At 71.4% G+C, this 15,922-nt stretch carries 12 protein-coding genes; 5 read left to right on the top strand and 7 right to left on the bottom strand.

The window, feature by feature from the left end; genetic code table 11:
- Window positions 1-180: 180 nt before the first annotated feature.
- Window positions 181-615 carry a CBS domain-containing protein gene (locus ACFW5B_RS34420; protein WP_386448772.1) on the bottom strand — a complete coding sequence of 145 codons (435 nt, stop codon included), beginning with the start codon at window positions 613-615 and terminating at the stop codon, window positions 181-183.
- Between the two features lie 186 nt (window positions 616-801).
- Between ACFW5B_RS34420 and ACFW5B_RS34425 the strand changes: the two genes are divergently transcribed.
- Window positions 802-2,844, top strand: a complete 2,043-nt coding sequence (locus tag ACFW5B_RS34425) for a M3 family metallopeptidase (protein ID WP_386448775.1) — start codon at window positions 802-804, stop codon at window positions 2,842-2,844.
- 53 nt (window positions 2,845-2,897) lie between these two features.
- On the opposite strand, the gene ACFW5B_RS34430 is transcribed toward ACFW5B_RS34425, so the two are convergent.
- From ACFW5B_RS34430 to ACFW5B_RS34455, 6 genes are all read right to left on the bottom strand, one after another.
- Entirely contained in the window at window positions 2,898-4,358 is a 1,461-nt protein-coding gene (locus tag ACFW5B_RS34430; protein ID WP_386448778.1) for an SDR family NAD(P)-dependent oxidoreductase, read from the bottom strand.
- Between the two features lie 146 nt (window positions 4,359-4,504).
- Window positions 4,505-7,153: an MFS transporter gene (locus ACFW5B_RS34435; RefSeq protein WP_386448781.1), complete on the bottom strand. Its 2,649-nt coding sequence runs from the start codon at window positions 7,151-7,153 to the stop codon at window positions 4,505-4,507.
- Window positions 7,150-7,701, bottom strand: coding sequence for a MarR family winged helix-turn-helix transcriptional regulator (locus ACFW5B_RS34440; RefSeq protein ID WP_386448784.1), 552 nt, complete (start codon window positions 7,699-7,701; stop codon window positions 7,150-7,152). Before ACFW5B_RS34440 ends, ACFW5B_RS34435 begins: the two co-directional genes overlap by 4 nt.
- 261 nt (window positions 7,702-7,962) lie before the next feature.
- On the bottom strand, window positions 7,963-9,333 hold the full coding sequence (locus ACFW5B_RS34445) for a nucleotidyl transferase AbiEii/AbiGii toxin family protein (RefSeq protein WP_386448787.1): 1,371 nt from the start codon (window positions 9,331-9,333) through the stop codon (window positions 7,963-7,965).
- Complete coding sequence (locus ACFW5B_RS34450) at window positions 9,330-10,085, bottom strand: hypothetical protein (RefSeq protein ID WP_386448790.1); 756 nt, start codon at window positions 10,083-10,085, stop codon at window positions 9,330-9,332. Before ACFW5B_RS34450 ends, ACFW5B_RS34445 begins: the two co-directional genes overlap by 4 nt.
- A gap of 241 nt (window positions 10,086-10,326) precedes the next feature.
- On the bottom strand, window positions 10,327-11,220 hold the full coding sequence (locus ACFW5B_RS34455; RefSeq protein ID WP_386448792.1) for a DMT family transporter: 894 nt from the start codon (window positions 11,218-11,220) through the stop codon (window positions 10,327-10,329).
- Between the two features lie 313 nt (window positions 11,221-11,533).
- Between ACFW5B_RS34455 and ACFW5B_RS34460 the strand changes: the two genes are divergently transcribed.
- From ACFW5B_RS34460 to ACFW5B_RS34475, 4 genes are all read left to right on the top strand, one after another.
- Window positions 11,534-12,658 carry a PP2C family protein-serine/threonine phosphatase gene (locus ACFW5B_RS34460; protein ID WP_386448795.1) on the top strand — a complete coding sequence of 375 codons (1,125 nt, stop codon included), beginning with the start codon at window positions 11,534-11,536 and terminating at the stop codon, window positions 12,656-12,658.
- Window positions 12,659-12,894: 236 nt separating this feature from the next.
- A complete protein-coding gene (locus ACFW5B_RS34465; protein WP_386448797.1) occupies window positions 12,895-13,080 on the top strand; it encodes a hypothetical protein in 186 nt (61 codons plus the stop codon).
- A 221-nt stretch (window positions 13,081-13,301) separates the two neighbouring features.
- On the top strand, window positions 13,302-13,592 hold the full coding sequence (locus ACFW5B_RS34470; RefSeq protein ID WP_386448800.1) for a hypothetical protein: 291 nt from the start codon (window positions 13,302-13,304) through the stop codon (window positions 13,590-13,592).
- 447 nt (window positions 13,593-14,039) lie between these two features.
- Window positions 14,040-15,922, top strand: a 1,883-nt coding sequence (locus tag ACFW5B_RS34475) for a M4 family metallopeptidase (RefSeq protein WP_386448803.1), incomplete at its 3' end; no start/stop codon positions are given.

Raw genomic sequence — 15,922 nt, forward strand, 5'->3', positions numbered from 1 at the left:
CTTCGAGGGCGCTCGGTCGTTCGCCCGTCGCCCGGGCCGGGTGGGGGGCGGGGGCCCGGCGCGGGCCCCGCGGCCGGACCACCCGTCGCCGAGGGACGCCGCCGGCTCCGCTGCGGACGCATCCTCGCGGGCCCGGCCGGTGGCGGTTCCGGCACGGGCGGACGATCCGCACCCGCCGCGCTACGCGGTCGCGTACACCGTGCTGGCGAACTCCGCGATCTGCGCGTCGCTGAGGTTCTTGGCGAGGTTGGCCTCGGTGATCATTCCCACCAGACGGTGGCCGCCCTTGACATCGATCACCGGCAGGCGCTTGATGTGGTGCTGCTCCATGGTCCGCAGGACCTCGCTGGCGTCCGCGTCCGCGTCGATCCAGTGCAGCGTCCCGCCCATGGAACCGGCCTGCACCGTCGCCGGATCGATCCCCTCGGCACAACACGCGATGACGATGTCACGATCGGTGATGAGGCCCGTGAGCCGGTTGTTGTCACCGCAGATGGGCAGGCAGCCGACGTCCAGATCCCGCATCATCTTCGCCGCGTCCCGCAACGACTCGTGTGCACCCACACAGTGCGCTCCGCCGGACATGATCTCTCGGGCTCGCAACTTGGTGGCCATGATTCCTCCTGTCTCAGGAGTGCGTTCGCATGCCTCGTCTGTACATGCCTCGCCTTCGATCACACCACGGATGGACCGACGACGCTCACCGGAACGGCCCGGCCGCGCGGCGCCGCGGCGGTGGTGGGACGGCCTTCCGGGACGACTGCCGGACCCGGGCGCCGCCGCCGGGCGTAGTGTCGGTCCGTGACGACGTCGAATCTCTTCTTCGAGCCGAGTGATCTGCCGTACGGGCTGCCGCCGTTCGCGCGGATCCGGAACGAACACTTCCTGCCCGCGTTCACCCGCGGTATGGCCGATCAGCTGGCCGAGGTGGCGGCGATCGGCACCTCTCCCGGGCCGGCGACCTTCGAGAACACCGTGGAGGCGCTGGAGCGCAGCGGTGCGGTGCTGGACCGGGTGCGCCGGGTGTTCTTCAACAAGGTGGCGGCGGACACCGACGAGGAGATCCAGGCCCTGGAGGCCGAGATCACTCCTCGGCTGGCCGCCCATGACGATCTGCTGCTGCTCGACGCCGCGCTGTTCGGCCGGCTGGACACGCTGTACGCCCGGCGCGGGCAACTCGGGCTGGACGAGGAGCAGTTGCGGCTGCTGGAGCGCCACCACACCAACCGGGTGCGGGCCGGTGCGCGGCTCGCACCCGGGGAGCAGCGGCGGCTGCGCGAGCTGAATGCCGAAATCGCCGCGCTGTGCACCGAGTTCGGACAGAACCTGCGGGTGGCCACCGCGGCCGCCGCGCTGGTGGTGGACCGTGCCGAGGAGCTCGCCGGGCTGCCCGCGGACCAGATCGCGGCCGCCGCCGAGCACGCCCGAGCACTGGGCCGGACCGGCGGGTTCGCACTCGGTCTGAAGAACTTCTCGAACCAGACCGAACTCGCCGCGCTGGAGGACCCCGCGCTGCGCGAGCGGCTCCTCGACGCCTCCCTGAGGCGCGGCCTCGACAGCAACGGCCCGGTCGCCGTCGCCCTGGCCCGGCTGCGGGCCGAGCGCGCCGCGCTGCTCGGTTACCCCAGCCACGCCGCCTGGGAGGTCGCGGACCGCACCGCCGGCACCACGGGCGCCGTCGAGAAACTGCTCCGACGGCTGGTCGAGCCCGCCGTCGCCAACGCCGAGCGGGAGGGCGCGGCGCTGGCCGAGGCGGCCGGTGTGCCCGAGATCCGCGCGGCGGACTGGCAGTACTACTCGGAACGGGTGCGCAAGGAGCGCTTCGACCTCGACGCGACGGAGCTGCGGCCCTATCTGGAGCTGACGGCCGTGCTGCACGACGGGGTGTTCCACGCCGCCGGGCTGGTCTACGGCATCAGCTTCACCCGGCGCCCCGACCTGGTGCCGTACCACCCGGACGCCCTCGTCTACGAGGTGCACGACGCCGACGGCGGTCCGCTCGGCCTGTACATCGGCGACTTCCACGCCCGTCCGTCCAAGCGCGGCGGCGCCTGGATGGACTCGCTGGTCCCGCAGTCCCATCTGCTCGGGCAGCGGCCGGTGGTGGTCAACAACCTGAATGTCGCCAAGCCTCCGGCAGGCGAGCCGGTGCTGCTCACCTGGAGTGAGGTCCACACGCTGTTCCACGAGTTCGGACATGCGCTGCACGGCCTGTTCTCCGATGTCCGCTACCCGCTGCTGTCCGGCACCCGTGTCCCCCGTGACTTCGTCGAATTCCCCTCCCAGGTGAACGAGATGTGGGCGGACGCGCCCGAGGTGCTGCCGCATTACGCCCGGCACCACCGCACGGGTGAGCCGTTGCCGCCCGGACTCCCGGCCCGGCTGCGTGAGTCGGAGAACTTCGGCGCGGGCTTCCGGATGGTCGAGCACCAGGCCGCCGCGGTGCTGGACTGGGCCTGGCACACCCTTTCCGACGGCGAGGTGCCGGGTGCGGACGCCGTGGAGGAGTTCGAGGCGGCCGCTCTGGAGCGCTACGGGCTGGCGCTGGCCGCGATCCCGCCGCGCTACCGCACCGGCTACTTCGCCCATGTCTTCAACGGCGGCTATGCGGCGGGGTATTACGGCTACCGCTGGGCCGAGGTGCTGGACGCCGACACCGTGCGCTGGTTCCGGGAGAACGGGCGGACGGTCCGGGAGAGCGGTGAGCTCTTCCGCCGGGAACTCCTCGGCAGGGGCGGCAGCGTCGACCCGCTCGCGGCGTTCCGCGCGGTGGTCGGACGCGACCCGGAGATCGGGCCGCTGCTGGACCGTCACGGGCTGACGGGTGACGGTCTGACGGGCTGAGAGGCTGACGGACCGGTCCCCGCCGCCCGGCGAGCGGCGGGGACCGCTCCGGATCACCAGGCGGCGGGCGCGTAGTCCTTCAGGAAGCAGCCGAAAAGGTCCTCGCCGAGTTCCCCGCGGACGATCGGGTCGTACACCCGGGCCGCTCCGTCGACCAGGTCGAGCGGGGCGTGGAAGCCCTCATCGGCCAGCCGCATCTTGGCGGGGTGCGGGCGCTCGTCGGTGATCCAGCCGGTGTCCACGGCCGTCATGAGGATGCCGTCGGTGTCCAGCATTTCCCGCGCGCTGGTGCGGGTGAGCATGTTCAGCGCCGCCTTGGCCATATTGGTGTGCGGGTGTCCCGCACCCTTGTAGCCGCGGCTGAACTGCCCTTCCATCGCCGAGACGTTCACCACGTACTTGCGGCGCGCCGTGGCGGCCGCCATCGCCGGGCGCAGCTTGCTCACCAGCAGGAACGGCGCGGTCATATTGCACAGCTGTACTTCCAGCAGTTCGACCGGGTCGACCTCGTCCACCTTCTGGACCCAGCTGTTGCTGGCGTGCAGATCCGGTACCAGCCCACCGGCGTCGATCGCGGTGCCCGCCTCGATCCGCGCGGGGGTGGCGGAGCCGGTGGTCAGGGCGAGGGCGGTGAGGTCGTCCGCGGTCAGCCCGCCGGAGGTGCCCGCGGCGGCGGGGAGGGCCGCGGGGGCGCCGCTGCCGAAGTGGCCGAGGACGACGGAGGCGGGCAGCTCCCCGGCGGGCAGCGGGGCGGACTCGGCGGCGATCAGCTGACCGTACGCCTCGGGCGACCGGCGGACGGTCTGGGCGGCGTTGTTGATCAGGATGTCGAGCGGGCCCTCGGCGCTCACCCTGTCGGCGAGCGCGATGACCTGGGCCGGGTCCCGCAGATCGATCCCGACGATCTTCAGCCGGTGCAGCCAGTCCGCGCTGTCCGGCATCGCCTTGAAACGGCGGATGGCGTCGTTCGGGAAGCGGGTGGTGATGGTGGTGTGGGCGCCGTCGCGCAGCAGGCGGAGCGCGATATACATGCCGATCTTGGCCCGGCCGCCGGTGAGCAGGGCGCGCCGGCCGGTGAGGTCCGTACGGGCGTCCCGGCGGGCCCGGTTCTCCTTGGCGCACGGCGGGCAGAGCTGGTGGTAAAAGGCGTCGACCTCGACATAGCGGGACTTGCAGGTGTAGCAGGACCGCGGCCGCTGGAGGATTCCGGCCAGCTCCGTGGTGACGGAGCTGGCGAGGGCGAGCCCCTGGGTCTCGTCGTCGATCCGGTCGGGCGCGCCGGTGGCGGTGGCGGCGGTCACCGCCCTGTCGTTGGCGGTCTTGGCGGCCCGGCGTTCCTGCCGGCGCCGCTGCTTCACCTTGCGGAAGATGCCGGCGGTGGCGCGCCGTATGGTGATCGCGTCCGGGTGGTCGAGGGGCAGCGCGTCGAGTTCCTCGAGCACGCTGAGGCAGACCGCCATCCGCTCCGAGTCGATACCCGTGCCATCGGCCCGGCCTGTTTCGGTCACCGTCATCGCCGCTGCCGCTTTCCTGGGATCGTGTGTTCTATTAACGCTTCGGCGGAACTGTACGTAGCCGGGGGCTGCTGCGCCAAACCCGGACGGACGAGGGCCCGGCGCACGGAACGCCGGGCCCTCGTCCTGCCGCATCTCGCCGGCCGTCATCGCACGGGGTCGTGCCCCAGCTCGATGTCGAACTCGCTCTGCCCGGCGGCCTCCAGGCGCAGCGGGGAGGCCACCGGCGGGTAGCCGCTGGCGATCACGGTGTACTCGCCGCTGTCGAGGTCGGTGAAGACGTACTCACCGTCCCGGCCGCTGGTGGCCGTGCCCACCACATTGCCCGCCGGGTCCAGCAGGGTCACCCGGGCGTCGTCGACCGGGGTGCCGTGCGCCGTGCGGACGGTGCCGCGGATGCGGGCGCCGGGCGTCAGACGGACCTCGTACCAGTTGCGGTGGCCGGAGCCGACCTCCACCTGGAGCGCGGAGGGGCGGTGGTGCTCGGCGCTGACGGCCAGGGTGTAGCTGCCTGGCGCCAGTTCACCGAAGGTGAAGCCACCGTCCGATCCGGCCACACCGGAGGCCACGACCTCGCCGGTGACATCGGTGGCCACGACGAGCGCACCCGGCACCGGGTCGTCGCCCTTCTCCTCGCGGACCTCGCCGGCGAGACCGGCCGCGCCGCCGAGGGCCAGGTCGAACGACACCGGCTCACCGCCCACCACGACGGTCACCGCCTGCGGCTGCCGGGCCCCCGCGGAGCCGATCAGTACATAGGTGCCGGCGCCCGTGGTGGGCAGGGCGTAGCCGCCGTCGGCCCCGGTCGAGGTACGGCCGAGCTGCCGGCCGTCGACGCTGATCAGGGTGACCGCGGCCTGCGGCACCGGGCGGCCGTCGCCGTCCCGTACGGTGCCCCGGATCTCCGGCCCGGTCGCCCCCGTGGCACGGTCCGCGGGAGTCGCGGACACCGCCGGGGGCGCGGGTACGGCGTCGGCGCCCGCGGCACCGCCGGGTCCGGCCGGCGCGGCCTTGGCCGGCGCATCACCGGCGCCGTCCGCCGCCGCGCCGGCCTCCTGCACCGCCCCGTCGACACCCTCCGCCCCGGCTCCGGCGGACGCCGCCGCATCGGCCTCGGCGTCCGCCTGTGCACGGGCCTGGAGACCGGAGATCTGCCGCAGCGGGACCTCCTTGATGAACCACATCAGCACGAAGGCCAGCGCGACGACGACCGCCCCCATGAGGAAGACCGTGTGCATCGAGTCCGCGAAGCCGCGCTTGAACGGCTCGGCCAGCCGCGGGTCGAGGTGCTGGATGAACGACGAGTCGCTGAGCACACCCGAGGAGTCCGCGTTGCCGGGGTGCTTGAGCATGTCCAGCACGGGCTTGTTGGCGGGGTCGTGCAGCACCGCGGGGTCGCGCAGCGCGGCCTGGAAACGCTCGGTGGACGCCGCGTCCTTGAAGGCCCCGGCGATCTTGTCACCGACCGTGCTGAACAGCACCGACAGGAAGATCGCGGTACCGGCGGTGGCGCCCATCTGGCGGAAGAACGTGGACGAGGCGGTGGCCACGCCCATGTCCCGCGGCGGCACCGCGTTCTGCACCGCCAGCACCAGGGTCTGCATACAGCCGCCCAGGCCGAGGCCGAAGACCAGCATGTAGATCATGGTTTCCCACAGCGGGGTGTCCCACTGGACCCGGAAGTGGAAGAGCAGCATCGCCGCGATCATCAGCGCGGTGCCGACGAGCGGGAAGATCTTGTAGCGGCCGGTCTTGGCGGTGATCTGGCCCGACGCGATGGAAGCGATGAACATGCCCGCCATCAGCGGCAGCATCTCCAGACCGGACTTGGTGGGGCTGGCGCCCTTCACCAGCTGGAGGTACTGCGGGATCATCAGCATCCCGCCGAACATCCCCATACCGATCAGCACGGACAGCAGACTGGTCTTGCTGAAGGTGCCGTTGCGGAACAGCCGCATCGGGATCAGTGCGTCGTCGCCGATCCACCGCTCGACGAAGATCCAGGCGATGATGCCGACGACACCGGTCACATAGCAGGCGATCGACCGGGACGAGTCCCAGCCCCACTCCCGGCCCTGCTCGGCGACGAGCAGCAGCGGGACGACGCCGATGGCGATGGTGAGCGCGCCCCACCAGTCGATGCGGTGGTCGCGCCGGGTGTGCGGGATGTTGAGGACCTTGGCGACGACGAACAGCGCGATGATCCCGATCGGCACGTTGACCAGGAAGACCCAGCGCCAGCCGGTGATGCCCAGCAGCTGGTCCTGGCCGGCGAGGGCACCGCCGATCAGCGGGCCGGCGACGCTGGAGGTGGCGAAGGTGCCGAGCATGTAGCCCTGGTACCGGGCGCGTTCCCGGGGCGGGACGATGTCACCGATGATCGCCAGCGCCAGCGACATCAGACCGCCCGCGCCGAGTCCCTGCACCGCGCGGAACGCGGCGAGTTCGGTCATCGAGGTGGAGAAGGTGCACAGCACCGAGCCGATGACGAAGACGGAGATCGCGGTCAGGTAGTAGGGCTTGCGCCCGTGCAGGTCGGACAGCTTGCCGTACAGCGGGGTGGAGATCGTGGAGGTGATCAGGTAGGCGGTGGTCGCCCAGGCCTGTTCGCTGAGGCCGTGCAGATCGTCGGCGATGGTCCGGATGGAGGTGCTGACGATGGTCTGGTCGAGGGCGGCGAGGAACATCCCCAGCATCAAACCGCTGAGGATGGTGAGTATCTGACGGTGGCTCAGAACTCCTGGCCCGGGTATCTCCTCGGTTCCCGCCCCGGGCGGGGAGGTGGCGGTGCTCATGTACGTACGTCTCCCTGCTCCACGGCGGCACCCTGGTCTCCCCCGGGACCCAGCCGTGTGTGTTGTCGTTCTGCCATGTCCTCGTTGAGACGGCCCAGCAACCGGATCAGGTCGGCCCGGTCCTGGGGTGACCACGGTTCGAGGAGCGCGGCCAGCTCCGCGTCGCGCTGGCGGCGGTACTGCGCGAACGCGGCCCGCCCCGCCTCGGTCGCGGCGAGCAGTGACCCGCGGCGGTCCTCCGGATCGGGGCGACGGGTCACCAGACCCCGCTCCACCAGCGAGCGCACCTGACGGCTGACGGTCGACAGGTCCAGGAACGCGTCGGCGGCCAGATCGGTCGCCCGCTGGTCCCCGCCGACCACCAGCCGGGCCAGCAGCACCCGGTCGGCGGCGCCGCCGTCACCCTTGGCGCGCTGCTTCCAGGCGGCGATCAGCCGCGAGAAGCGGACGATCTCCGTCCCCAGCCCGGCGGCCGCCTCGTCCAGCCCCGACGCGGCGGTGACCGGTGGGCCCGCCTGGTCGCAGGCATGGACCGTGCCCTTGCTCATCGTCGTGATCCTTCTCGGTGATGCGGTCGACTCGTTGAACACATTGCTTGTATCCAGCAAGCATAGCGGCTGGAAGCAGCCGCTCCGCACCAGCGGGCACCGGCTCACGGGAGACGAAATGGGGGTGCGGAGGCAACCGGATCCACGGAAATGCTCCGTCACGCCCCTTGCGAACGACGTGCGTCCCCTCCACGAAGGGAGAAATCCGGACACGGGCGCCTCGGTCTCCCACAGGCCCTGAGCAACACGTGCCCCTCGGCCCTACGCGTCGGTCCCGTCCTCGGTGAGCCGCCGCACCGCCTCGTCCGGGTCGGCGAGCAGCCATGTCACCCGGTCGGCCAGAGGGTGGTCCCGGCGGAACGCCGCCACCACGGCCGCCGCGTCCGGCACGGCCCACCGGTCCGGGCCGGACAGCTCCCGTGTGATGACGACCGTGTTGTCGAACGCCACCCAGCGTTCGATCAGCAGCTCCTGCACCGCATCCATGCCCCGCTCGGTCAGGACCTCCGCGCACTCCGCAGTGAGTGACGCGAACCAGGCGGCCCGCTGCCGGTACGCGGTGGTGTCGCCACGGCCGTCGTCCAGGGCGAAGGTGGGCTCCAGGGCCGTCACGAGTCGCCAGAGGTAGCTGTACTCCACCCGCGGGTCCGGGTCCGTGATCGCACTGCGGTCCGGGTACTCCTTGCGGAGTTCGGACCAGTCGCCCCCCAGCGCGTCGAGGGTCTCCGGCAGCACCGGATGACGATCGTAGGTGCCGTCGTCCACGCCCCGGAACACCTCGCGCAGCAGGGCGTGGGGCAGCTCGGTGGACTCCGCCAGCAGGACCGCGTCGTAGAGGTCCTTGCTCTCCGGGTGCCGGTCACTGACCAGCCAGAGCACCTTCCAGGCGAGCGAGAGCGCGCGGGTCGCCGCGCTGACCACTACCGGTGCGGTGCCCAGCGGTCCGCGGATCTCGGACGGCTCCGCGGGGGCGGGCAGGCGCTCGTGGAAGACGAAGTCGAGCTGCACGCTTCCGCCCGGTACCCCGTCGGCCTCGGCCGTCCACGGGATGACCAGCCGCCGGCCGGGGACCCGGTCGTAGGACCAGATCTCGTCACCGACCGCGCCCCGCGCGTCCAGACGTACCGGACCGCCGCGGTGGGACAGCTCCTCGGCCGCCGCGGCGATGCCGTCCAGCATCCGGTCCGTACGCTCGTCGACCGGCTCCCAGGTCTCCGGCACCACGACGAAGTCCAGGTCCCCCGGCTCGCGGGCGGCGTCCCCGAACCACGAGGCGAGCAGCATGCTGCCGCGCAGGACCAGATGGCCGGCCCACGGGGACCCGGCGATCGCGCTGAGCACGTGATGCAGCGCATGCCGCCGCGCGTCGTACCAGCGCGCACCGACCGACGCATCCGCGAAGCTCGGCTCGCCCAGGCGCATCCCGAAGGCATGGTGCGCCGCCGCGGGGTCGAACACCGGGCGCTGCACCACCCCGTCGTCGGATACGGGGAGGAGCGTGGCCGGCAGATCCAGCTGTGCCCGCGTCGCCTCGTCGGGCCGGGCCCGGGGCACGACCGCGGTCTCCGCCCACGGTCCGAACCGGAACGCCCGCCACTCCGCCGCCGTACCCGTCTCGCCGGTTCCCGTCATGCTCCGGTCCGCTCCCCCGTCACCGTGTACTCCTCGTCCATTCGGCCCGCGTCCAACCAGCCCGCGTCCAACCAGCCCGCGTCCAACGCGAGATTCCCGTCGTGGACCACGAACTCCCGTTCCACGGAGGCTATCCGGTGTCCCGCGGCCCGCAACGCGCCCGTCAGGGCGTCCAGTCGCCGCCCCGCGGTCGTCAGACCCACCAGGCGGCAGCGCTGGGTCACAAAGCGCTCTGCCCGGCCGTCGGACCGCAGCCGCCGCGCGTTGCGTGAGAGGTGCGCACCGTGCCCGACGGCGAGCGCGCGCAGGGCGCCGGTCGGAGCGGAGCGCGCCAGGACCAGCTTGAGGTGGTGCTCGAAGTAGTAGTCGGGGCCGAGTGTCACGGCCTCCTCGTCCGTGCCGGGCACGCCCGCGCTCCAGGGGGTGGCCTCGATCTTCGTCCGCACCACCTCGAACCCCGCGGCCCGCAGCCCGTCCGCCCGCGCGGCGGCCTGCGCCCTGACCTCCTCGAACGTCCCGGCCCCGGACAGCGTCAGCATCGGCTGGGAGGGCACCTCCCCCTCGTCCAGCAGGATGTGGACGCACTTCAGGTGATGTGCCGCCGCGTAGTCGGCCAGGTGGCGGGCGGGCGCGGGGTCGCCGTCGTCGCGGACGGTGAGATGTACCTCGAACTCCCCCACAAAAGCGGGCGTCTTGGCCCCTTCTTCTTCCGTCCGGCACCCGGACCCTGCGGCCCCGTCACTCCTGCTCATCCGGAAATGATCACATGGCCCAGATCTCGGGGAAGGCGTCGGGGACACCGGCGTTCCGGCGACGGCCCGCCGGATGGCCCGGCCGTCGTACGACTCCGGGAGACCGGCCGACTCTCCCTGGCCGGCCTGCTGGACTGCACCCAGGTCCAGCACGTCATGCCGTGAGACGCGGCGCCCGGACGCGACCGGGGGCGCCACTCACGTTCCTCAGGTGTCCGCCGCCCCGGGCACCGCACCGGTGTCACGGGGCGGCGGCCGGCGCCGTCTCCTGAGCACCTGACAGGTCCTGGGCCAGCGCGACCCGGGAGAGCAGCATCGCGCCCCACAGGACCAGCCCGACACCGATCGCCTCGGGCAGCAGCCACCAGCCGGTCCGCACCCGTTCGTCGAAGAGGGTGACGCCCAGCGACAGGCTGACCAGCGCGTCGCCGAGGGTGAGCACCGGCTGCGAGGCGGTCAGCGGGCCCGACTGCATGGCGTTCTCCAGCAGGAAGATGGCCAGTACGCCGGTGAGGGCGAAGCCATAGGTCTGCCAGGTGCTGAAGAACGCGGCGGGGCCGCCGTCCTGCCAGGCGTGGGTGGCGTCCTTCAGCATGGCCGCGGTGAGGGCGTACCCGACCGCGGTCGCCGCGGCGAAGCAGGCGGCCCGTACGCCACCCGCCCCGCGGCGGAGCGCGGCACCGACCGCCGTGACGATCGCCCCGGCGCAGACCGCCAGCGCGGGCACCCAGCGGTCGAACGGGGCGTGGGTGTTGCCGATGGTGGGCGCGGCGGCGGCGAGGGCGGAGCCGAGGCCGACGACGAGCAGCGCCACGCCGAGCCAGCCGGTTCGGGGGATCTGCCCGCCCAGCAGGGCCCGTCCGATGAGCAGGGCAAGCGGCAGTTCGAGGACGAAGAGGGGCTGCACCACCGACAGCGCGCCCTGCGACAGCGCCAGCGCCTGGAAACAGGCCGCGGCGACGACCGCGAGCATCCCGCCGAGCCAGACGACCCGGTGCAGCAGATCGACGAGCAGACCGAGGCGCAGCCCGCCGGCCAGCGGCACCGTACGGGCGGCGCGCCGCTGCAGGACCGTGGCCAGCGCATTGCTGGCCGCCGCGAGCAGTGCGAACAGTACGGCCGGCCACGTGGCCACGGCCCACCTCCTCGTCGGCCGCCCGGTCGCCTGGGCGGGGCCCGCGCCGCGCCGGCAAGGTGGCAGGGCGGCGCTGTACTGGGCCTCGACGCTATCCGGGCGGCCACCGGGGAGCCTGGCGACACGGGCGCCAGGGACCGCATTCGCTGAGCCGGACGCCTGCCGGGACACCACACCGGCCACGCCGCGCACGGCGCCCCTGACCGACCGCACCCGGCGCCGAGACCCCACCGCCGACCATCCGCACGGTATAAAACTTCACAAAACAGGCATATTCCTGCTAGCCGACATACAGAGCTGGTCAGGAATGCCTATGCCCTACCTCCCGCCCCGATGGCCCCGATACGTCGAGTTCGCTCCGAGCGTCCTGGTCGCCGGAGGGCTCGTCTGGGACGCGTTCTCACCGGCCGACTACTGGGGCGACCCGATGCTGACGGCGGCCAGCGTGATGGCCGGTGCGCTGTTCTCCCTGCGGCACACCCTGGCGATCGGCATCGCCATCGTCGGCGGGGTCTTCGCCCTGACAGTGAAGGACGGCACCGCCGGCGGCCTCGTGGGCTATCTGGAAATCGTCAACACCCTCTTCGCCGCACTCATGGGTGTCGGAGTCAACCGGGTGGTCGCCCGCCACGGACGCCATCTGGACGTGGTCCGCACGGTGGCCGAGGCCGCTCAGCGCGCCGTACTGCCCGCGCCACCGGAACGCGTCGGCCCGCTGGCCATCGCCGCCCGCTACCAGGCCGCACAGAGCGAGGCCCGGATCGGCGGCGACGCCTATGCCGTCCAGCGGACCCCGTTCGGTGTCCGGCTGCTGATCGCCGACGTACGCGGCAAGGGGCTGGGCGCGGTCAGCGCGGTGTCGGTGCTCCTGGGTGCGTTCCGCGAGGCCGCCGAGGAGGAGCCGGACCTCCCGACACTGGCCGACCGGATGGAGCGCGCCCTCCTACGGGAAAGCGAGAACACCTCCGAGGAAGACCGCCTGGAGGGCTTCATCACGGCCCTGATCTGCGAAGTCCTCCCGGGAGCCACGGCACTGCGGCTGCTGAACTGCGGCCACCCCGCGCCCTACCTCTGCCACGGCGACGAGGTCCGCGCCCTGGAGGCGGCCGAACCGGGGCTCCCGCTGGGCATGGGCACGCTGGGAGTGGAACGGACCCGCCCGGCCGACCGGCCGTTTCCCGTCGGCAGCACATTGCTGCTGGTCACCGATGGCGTGACGGAGGCCAGGGACCGCTCCGGACGGTTCTACGATCCCGCAGCCCAACTGGCGGACCACGGCCCGTTCCGGGGGCCACAGGACGTGATCGACCGCTTGGTACGGGACGTCGAGCACTGGACCGGCGGCCCCCGCGACGACGACATGGCCGTCCTCGCACTCACCCGACAGCCCGAGGGCCGGATCAGGATTCCCTACCGGGGGAGCAACCCCGACCACTGACAGGGCGAAGGAGAACGGATCCCACCGCCGGGCCCCGCCACACCACCCGACAAAGCCGCTGACGCCCCGTCAGCTCCCCGCACCCCTCCCCCCTCACCGCATTGCACCCCATTCCACCCCTTTCGGGAATTTCGTCGTGTGCTGCCGAAGATCCGGGCCAGGAGGTGAGATGATCAGTCGGACCATCAGCATCCGCACCGAGCGACTCCCCCGCTCCCGCGCAGATCGGAGTTGATGTGTCCGACAACAGATCAACCCTGCTGAGTCAGCGCGCCGCCGTCATTTTCCTCCTCGGCGCCCTCACCGCCATCGGCGCCGGCGTGCTCACCTTCCTCAACGGCGGCACCCCGGCCTCCGCCACCCTCGTCGGCGGCGGCGCCTTCGGCGCGGCCGTCACCTTCTTCCATACGGTCATCGACTGAACCTCCTCGCGGGCGCGCCCCGGGGACCCACCTTCAAGTTCTTCAGTGATTGACATTTGAAGGTTCCAAGACGAGACGGCCCGGGGCCGTGCCGGGCACGGCCTCCGCGGCCGTAGCGGAATCCGTGCCGCCGCATGCGGTGCGCTGCCGCACGTCAGGTGCCAAACTTGAGGGACCGCGCCCGGCTGCCCGCCGGGGCCCTTGCCGCCGAGGGGAACATCATGACCTGGGCTTCTTGGACCACTGTGGGAATACACGCCCTACCCGGCGCGGTGCGCACCGCGGAGATCGGCGTGATCAACGGTGACCTGACCATTCACACGACCTGGTCGGAGAACCTGGCCCACGTAGCCGTGCAGTACACCGGGGCGTCGGACTGGTACACCATGGCCGGCAGCCCCGTCCCGTGCGACTCCGAAGAGGCCAGCCGCACCTTTCACCAAGCCGTCGTCGAAGCCGTACGCGGCGGCGAACGGGCCGACGCCTCCCTGGACGAACTCTTTCGCCACTAGGACATCACCCTGACCCGGCGGGGCACCGCCCCGGCCGGGTCCTGCACGCCCGCTCCCATGCCTCGGAGCGCAGCCCATCGCGGATGATCCAGCGGCCTTCAGCGCGGCCCATCGGCGCCTGCCAGCCGGGCCGCACTGACGGCTGTTCGGCGTCGACGGACCCGCCCCCGTAGCGGTCCCGAATTCCGCCCACTCTCCGGGCAACCATTTCGCGCCATCCCATGTCTTCACAGCTGGACCACAGTTGGTCACCTTTTGGCTACCTAAAGCTGACCAATTGTTAAGTTTCGCCCATGAATCTCGATTATTGATCATTTCGCTTTACATGCCCATGCCAGGCAGACCAGGGTTTGCGCGGGGCCCCGCGGCCCCCGTGGTGCACAACAGCACCGCGTGTACGGGCGGTTGGCCAGCCGACCGCCCCCGCAGCGCTAAGGACCCACATCAGTGCGTAGACCCCACATACGCAGACACCGCCTGGCCATTGCGGTCGCCGTCACGACGGCCGCCACCCTGACTGCGGGTGTGGCGGGCAGTGCCTCCGCCACGCCGCCGGCCTCGCCGGTCGCTGCTTCCTCCGCAACTCCCTCTCTTCAGAAGGCCGTTGACGCGGCCCGGGCCGCCGCCTACACGCACGCCTCGGCCACCGGAGTCGGCAAGAAGGACACCCTCGAAGCCACCGACACGCTCGTCGACCCGGACGGCCGGCAGCATGTCCGCTTCATACGCACCCACCGCGGCATGCCGGTGCTCGGTGGCGACCTCGTCGTTCACCTGACCGCGGAGTCGGCCTACGAGGGGGTGACCCGGGCCTTCCGTCACCAGGTCGACATGGCCGGTGCCGAGCCGAAGTTGTCGGCCGGAGAGGCCCGGACGAAGGCCGCCGCCGTGGCCAAGGGCCAGGCCGGCTCCGCCGAACTGGTCGTGGACGCCCGCACCGGCCGCACCAAGCTGGCCTATCAGGTGCAGGTGTCCGACAGCGGCACCGCCGAGTCCGGCGGCGCCCGTACCGTCGTCCTCGACGCGGCGTCCGGCACGGTGCTCAGCAACGTCCAGGCCGACGACTCGTTCCTCTCCCCCGCCCTCCAGCGCAAGCTGCGTGCGCGGGGCGAGCGGCTCAACCCCTCGACCGGGCTGGTCGCTCCTGCCCCGCCCACGGCGGACCAGGCGGCGAAATCCGCCGGCTTCCCGTCCGCGGCCAAGGGCAGCGGCGCGTCCTTCTTCGTCGGCAGTGTGCCGCTGTCCACCACGCAGACCGGGAAGAAGTCCTTCACCCTGAAGGACTCCACCCGCGGCAACACCGAGACCCGGGACGCCGGCGACAGGACACTGGAGAAGTTCATCGACGGCAAGCCGTTCACCAGCACCACCAACCGCTGGGGCAACGGCACCACGAGCAACCGGGCCAGCGCCGCCGTCGACGCCCAGTACGGCGTCGCCAGCACCCTGGACTTCTACAAGAAGACCTTCGGCCGCAAGGGCATCAAGAACGACGGCCGCGGGGCGCGTGCCCTGGTGCACTTCGGCAAGAAGGTCGGCAACGCCTTCTTCTCCCCCGACTGCGGCTGCATGCTCTACGGCGACGGTGACGGCAAGACCTTCGCCAAGCCGCTGGTCGTCCTGGACGTCACCGGCCATGAGCTGTCCCATGGTGTCGTCGACGCGACCGCCAACCTCCAGCCCACCCGCGTGGACATCGAGGGCAACCAGTTCGGCGAGCCCGGCTCACTCAACGAGTCGCTGGCGGACATCTTCGGCAGCGCGGTCGAGTTCACGACCAACAACCCGAAGAACCCGCCGAATTACCTGATGGGCGAGAAGCTCGGCCTCGACCAGAAGTTCCTGCGCCGGCTGGACAAGCCGTCCCTCGACAAGCTCGAAGGCACCGTCGACTACTGGTCGAAGGCGTCCTACGACACCGAGGTGCACGCCGGCTCCGGCGTCTCCTCGCACGCCTACTACCTGCTCGCCGAGGGCAGCGGGAAGAAGACCGTCGGCGGTGTCACCTACAACTCGCCGACGCACGACGGCTCCAAGGTGACCGGCATCGGCCGGAAGAAGGCAACGGCGATCTTCTACCGGGCGCTCACCCGGTACATGGTCTCCACGACCGACTTCCACGACGCCCGGATCGCGACCCTGCACGCGGCCAAGGACCTGTACGGCGCCAAGAGCACCGAGTACCGGACGGTGAACAAGGCCTGGGCGGCGGTGAACGTGAAGGCGTCCAACACGACCCGGTACATGGTCTCCACGACCGACTTCCACGACGCCCGGATCGCGACCCTGCACGCGGCCAAGGACCTGTACGGCGCCAAGAGCACCGAGTA

Source organism: Streptomyces sp. NPDC058773 (assembly GCF_042746015.1).
Taxonomy (GTDB): Bacteria; Actinomycetota; Actinomycetes; order Streptomycetales; family Streptomycetaceae; genus Streptomyces.

Coding starts and splice junctions, on each gene's coding strand:
- ACFW5B_RS34440 (WP_386448784.1), bottom strand. CDS start 7,701: ATGAGCAAGGGCACGGTCCATGCCTGCGACCAGGCGGGCCCACCGGTC.
- ACFW5B_RS34430 (WP_386448778.1), bottom strand. CDS start 4,358: ATGACGGTGACCGAAACAGGCCGGGCCGATGGCACGGGTATCGACTCG.
- ACFW5B_RS34470 (WP_386448800.1), top strand. CDS start 13,302: ATGACCTGGGCTTCTTGGACCACTGTGGGAATACACGCCCTACCCGGC.
- ACFW5B_RS34450 (WP_386448790.1), bottom strand. CDS start 10,085: ATGAGCAGGAGTGACGGGGCCGCAGGGTCCGGGTGCCGGACGGAAGAA.
- ACFW5B_RS34445 (WP_386448787.1), bottom strand. CDS start 9,333: ATGACGGGAACCGGCGAGACGGGTACGGCGGCGGAGTGGCGGGCGTTC.
- ACFW5B_RS34420 (WP_386448772.1), bottom strand. CDS start 615: ATGGCCACCAAGTTGCGAGCCCGAGAGATCATGTCCGGCGGAGCGCAC.
- ACFW5B_RS34435 (WP_386448781.1), bottom strand. CDS start 7,153: ATGAGCACCGCCACCTCCCCGCCCGGGGCGGGAACCGAGGAGATACCC.
- ACFW5B_RS34460 (WP_386448795.1), top strand. CDS start 11,534: ATGCCCTACCTCCCGCCCCGATGGCCCCGATACGTCGAGTTCGCTCCG.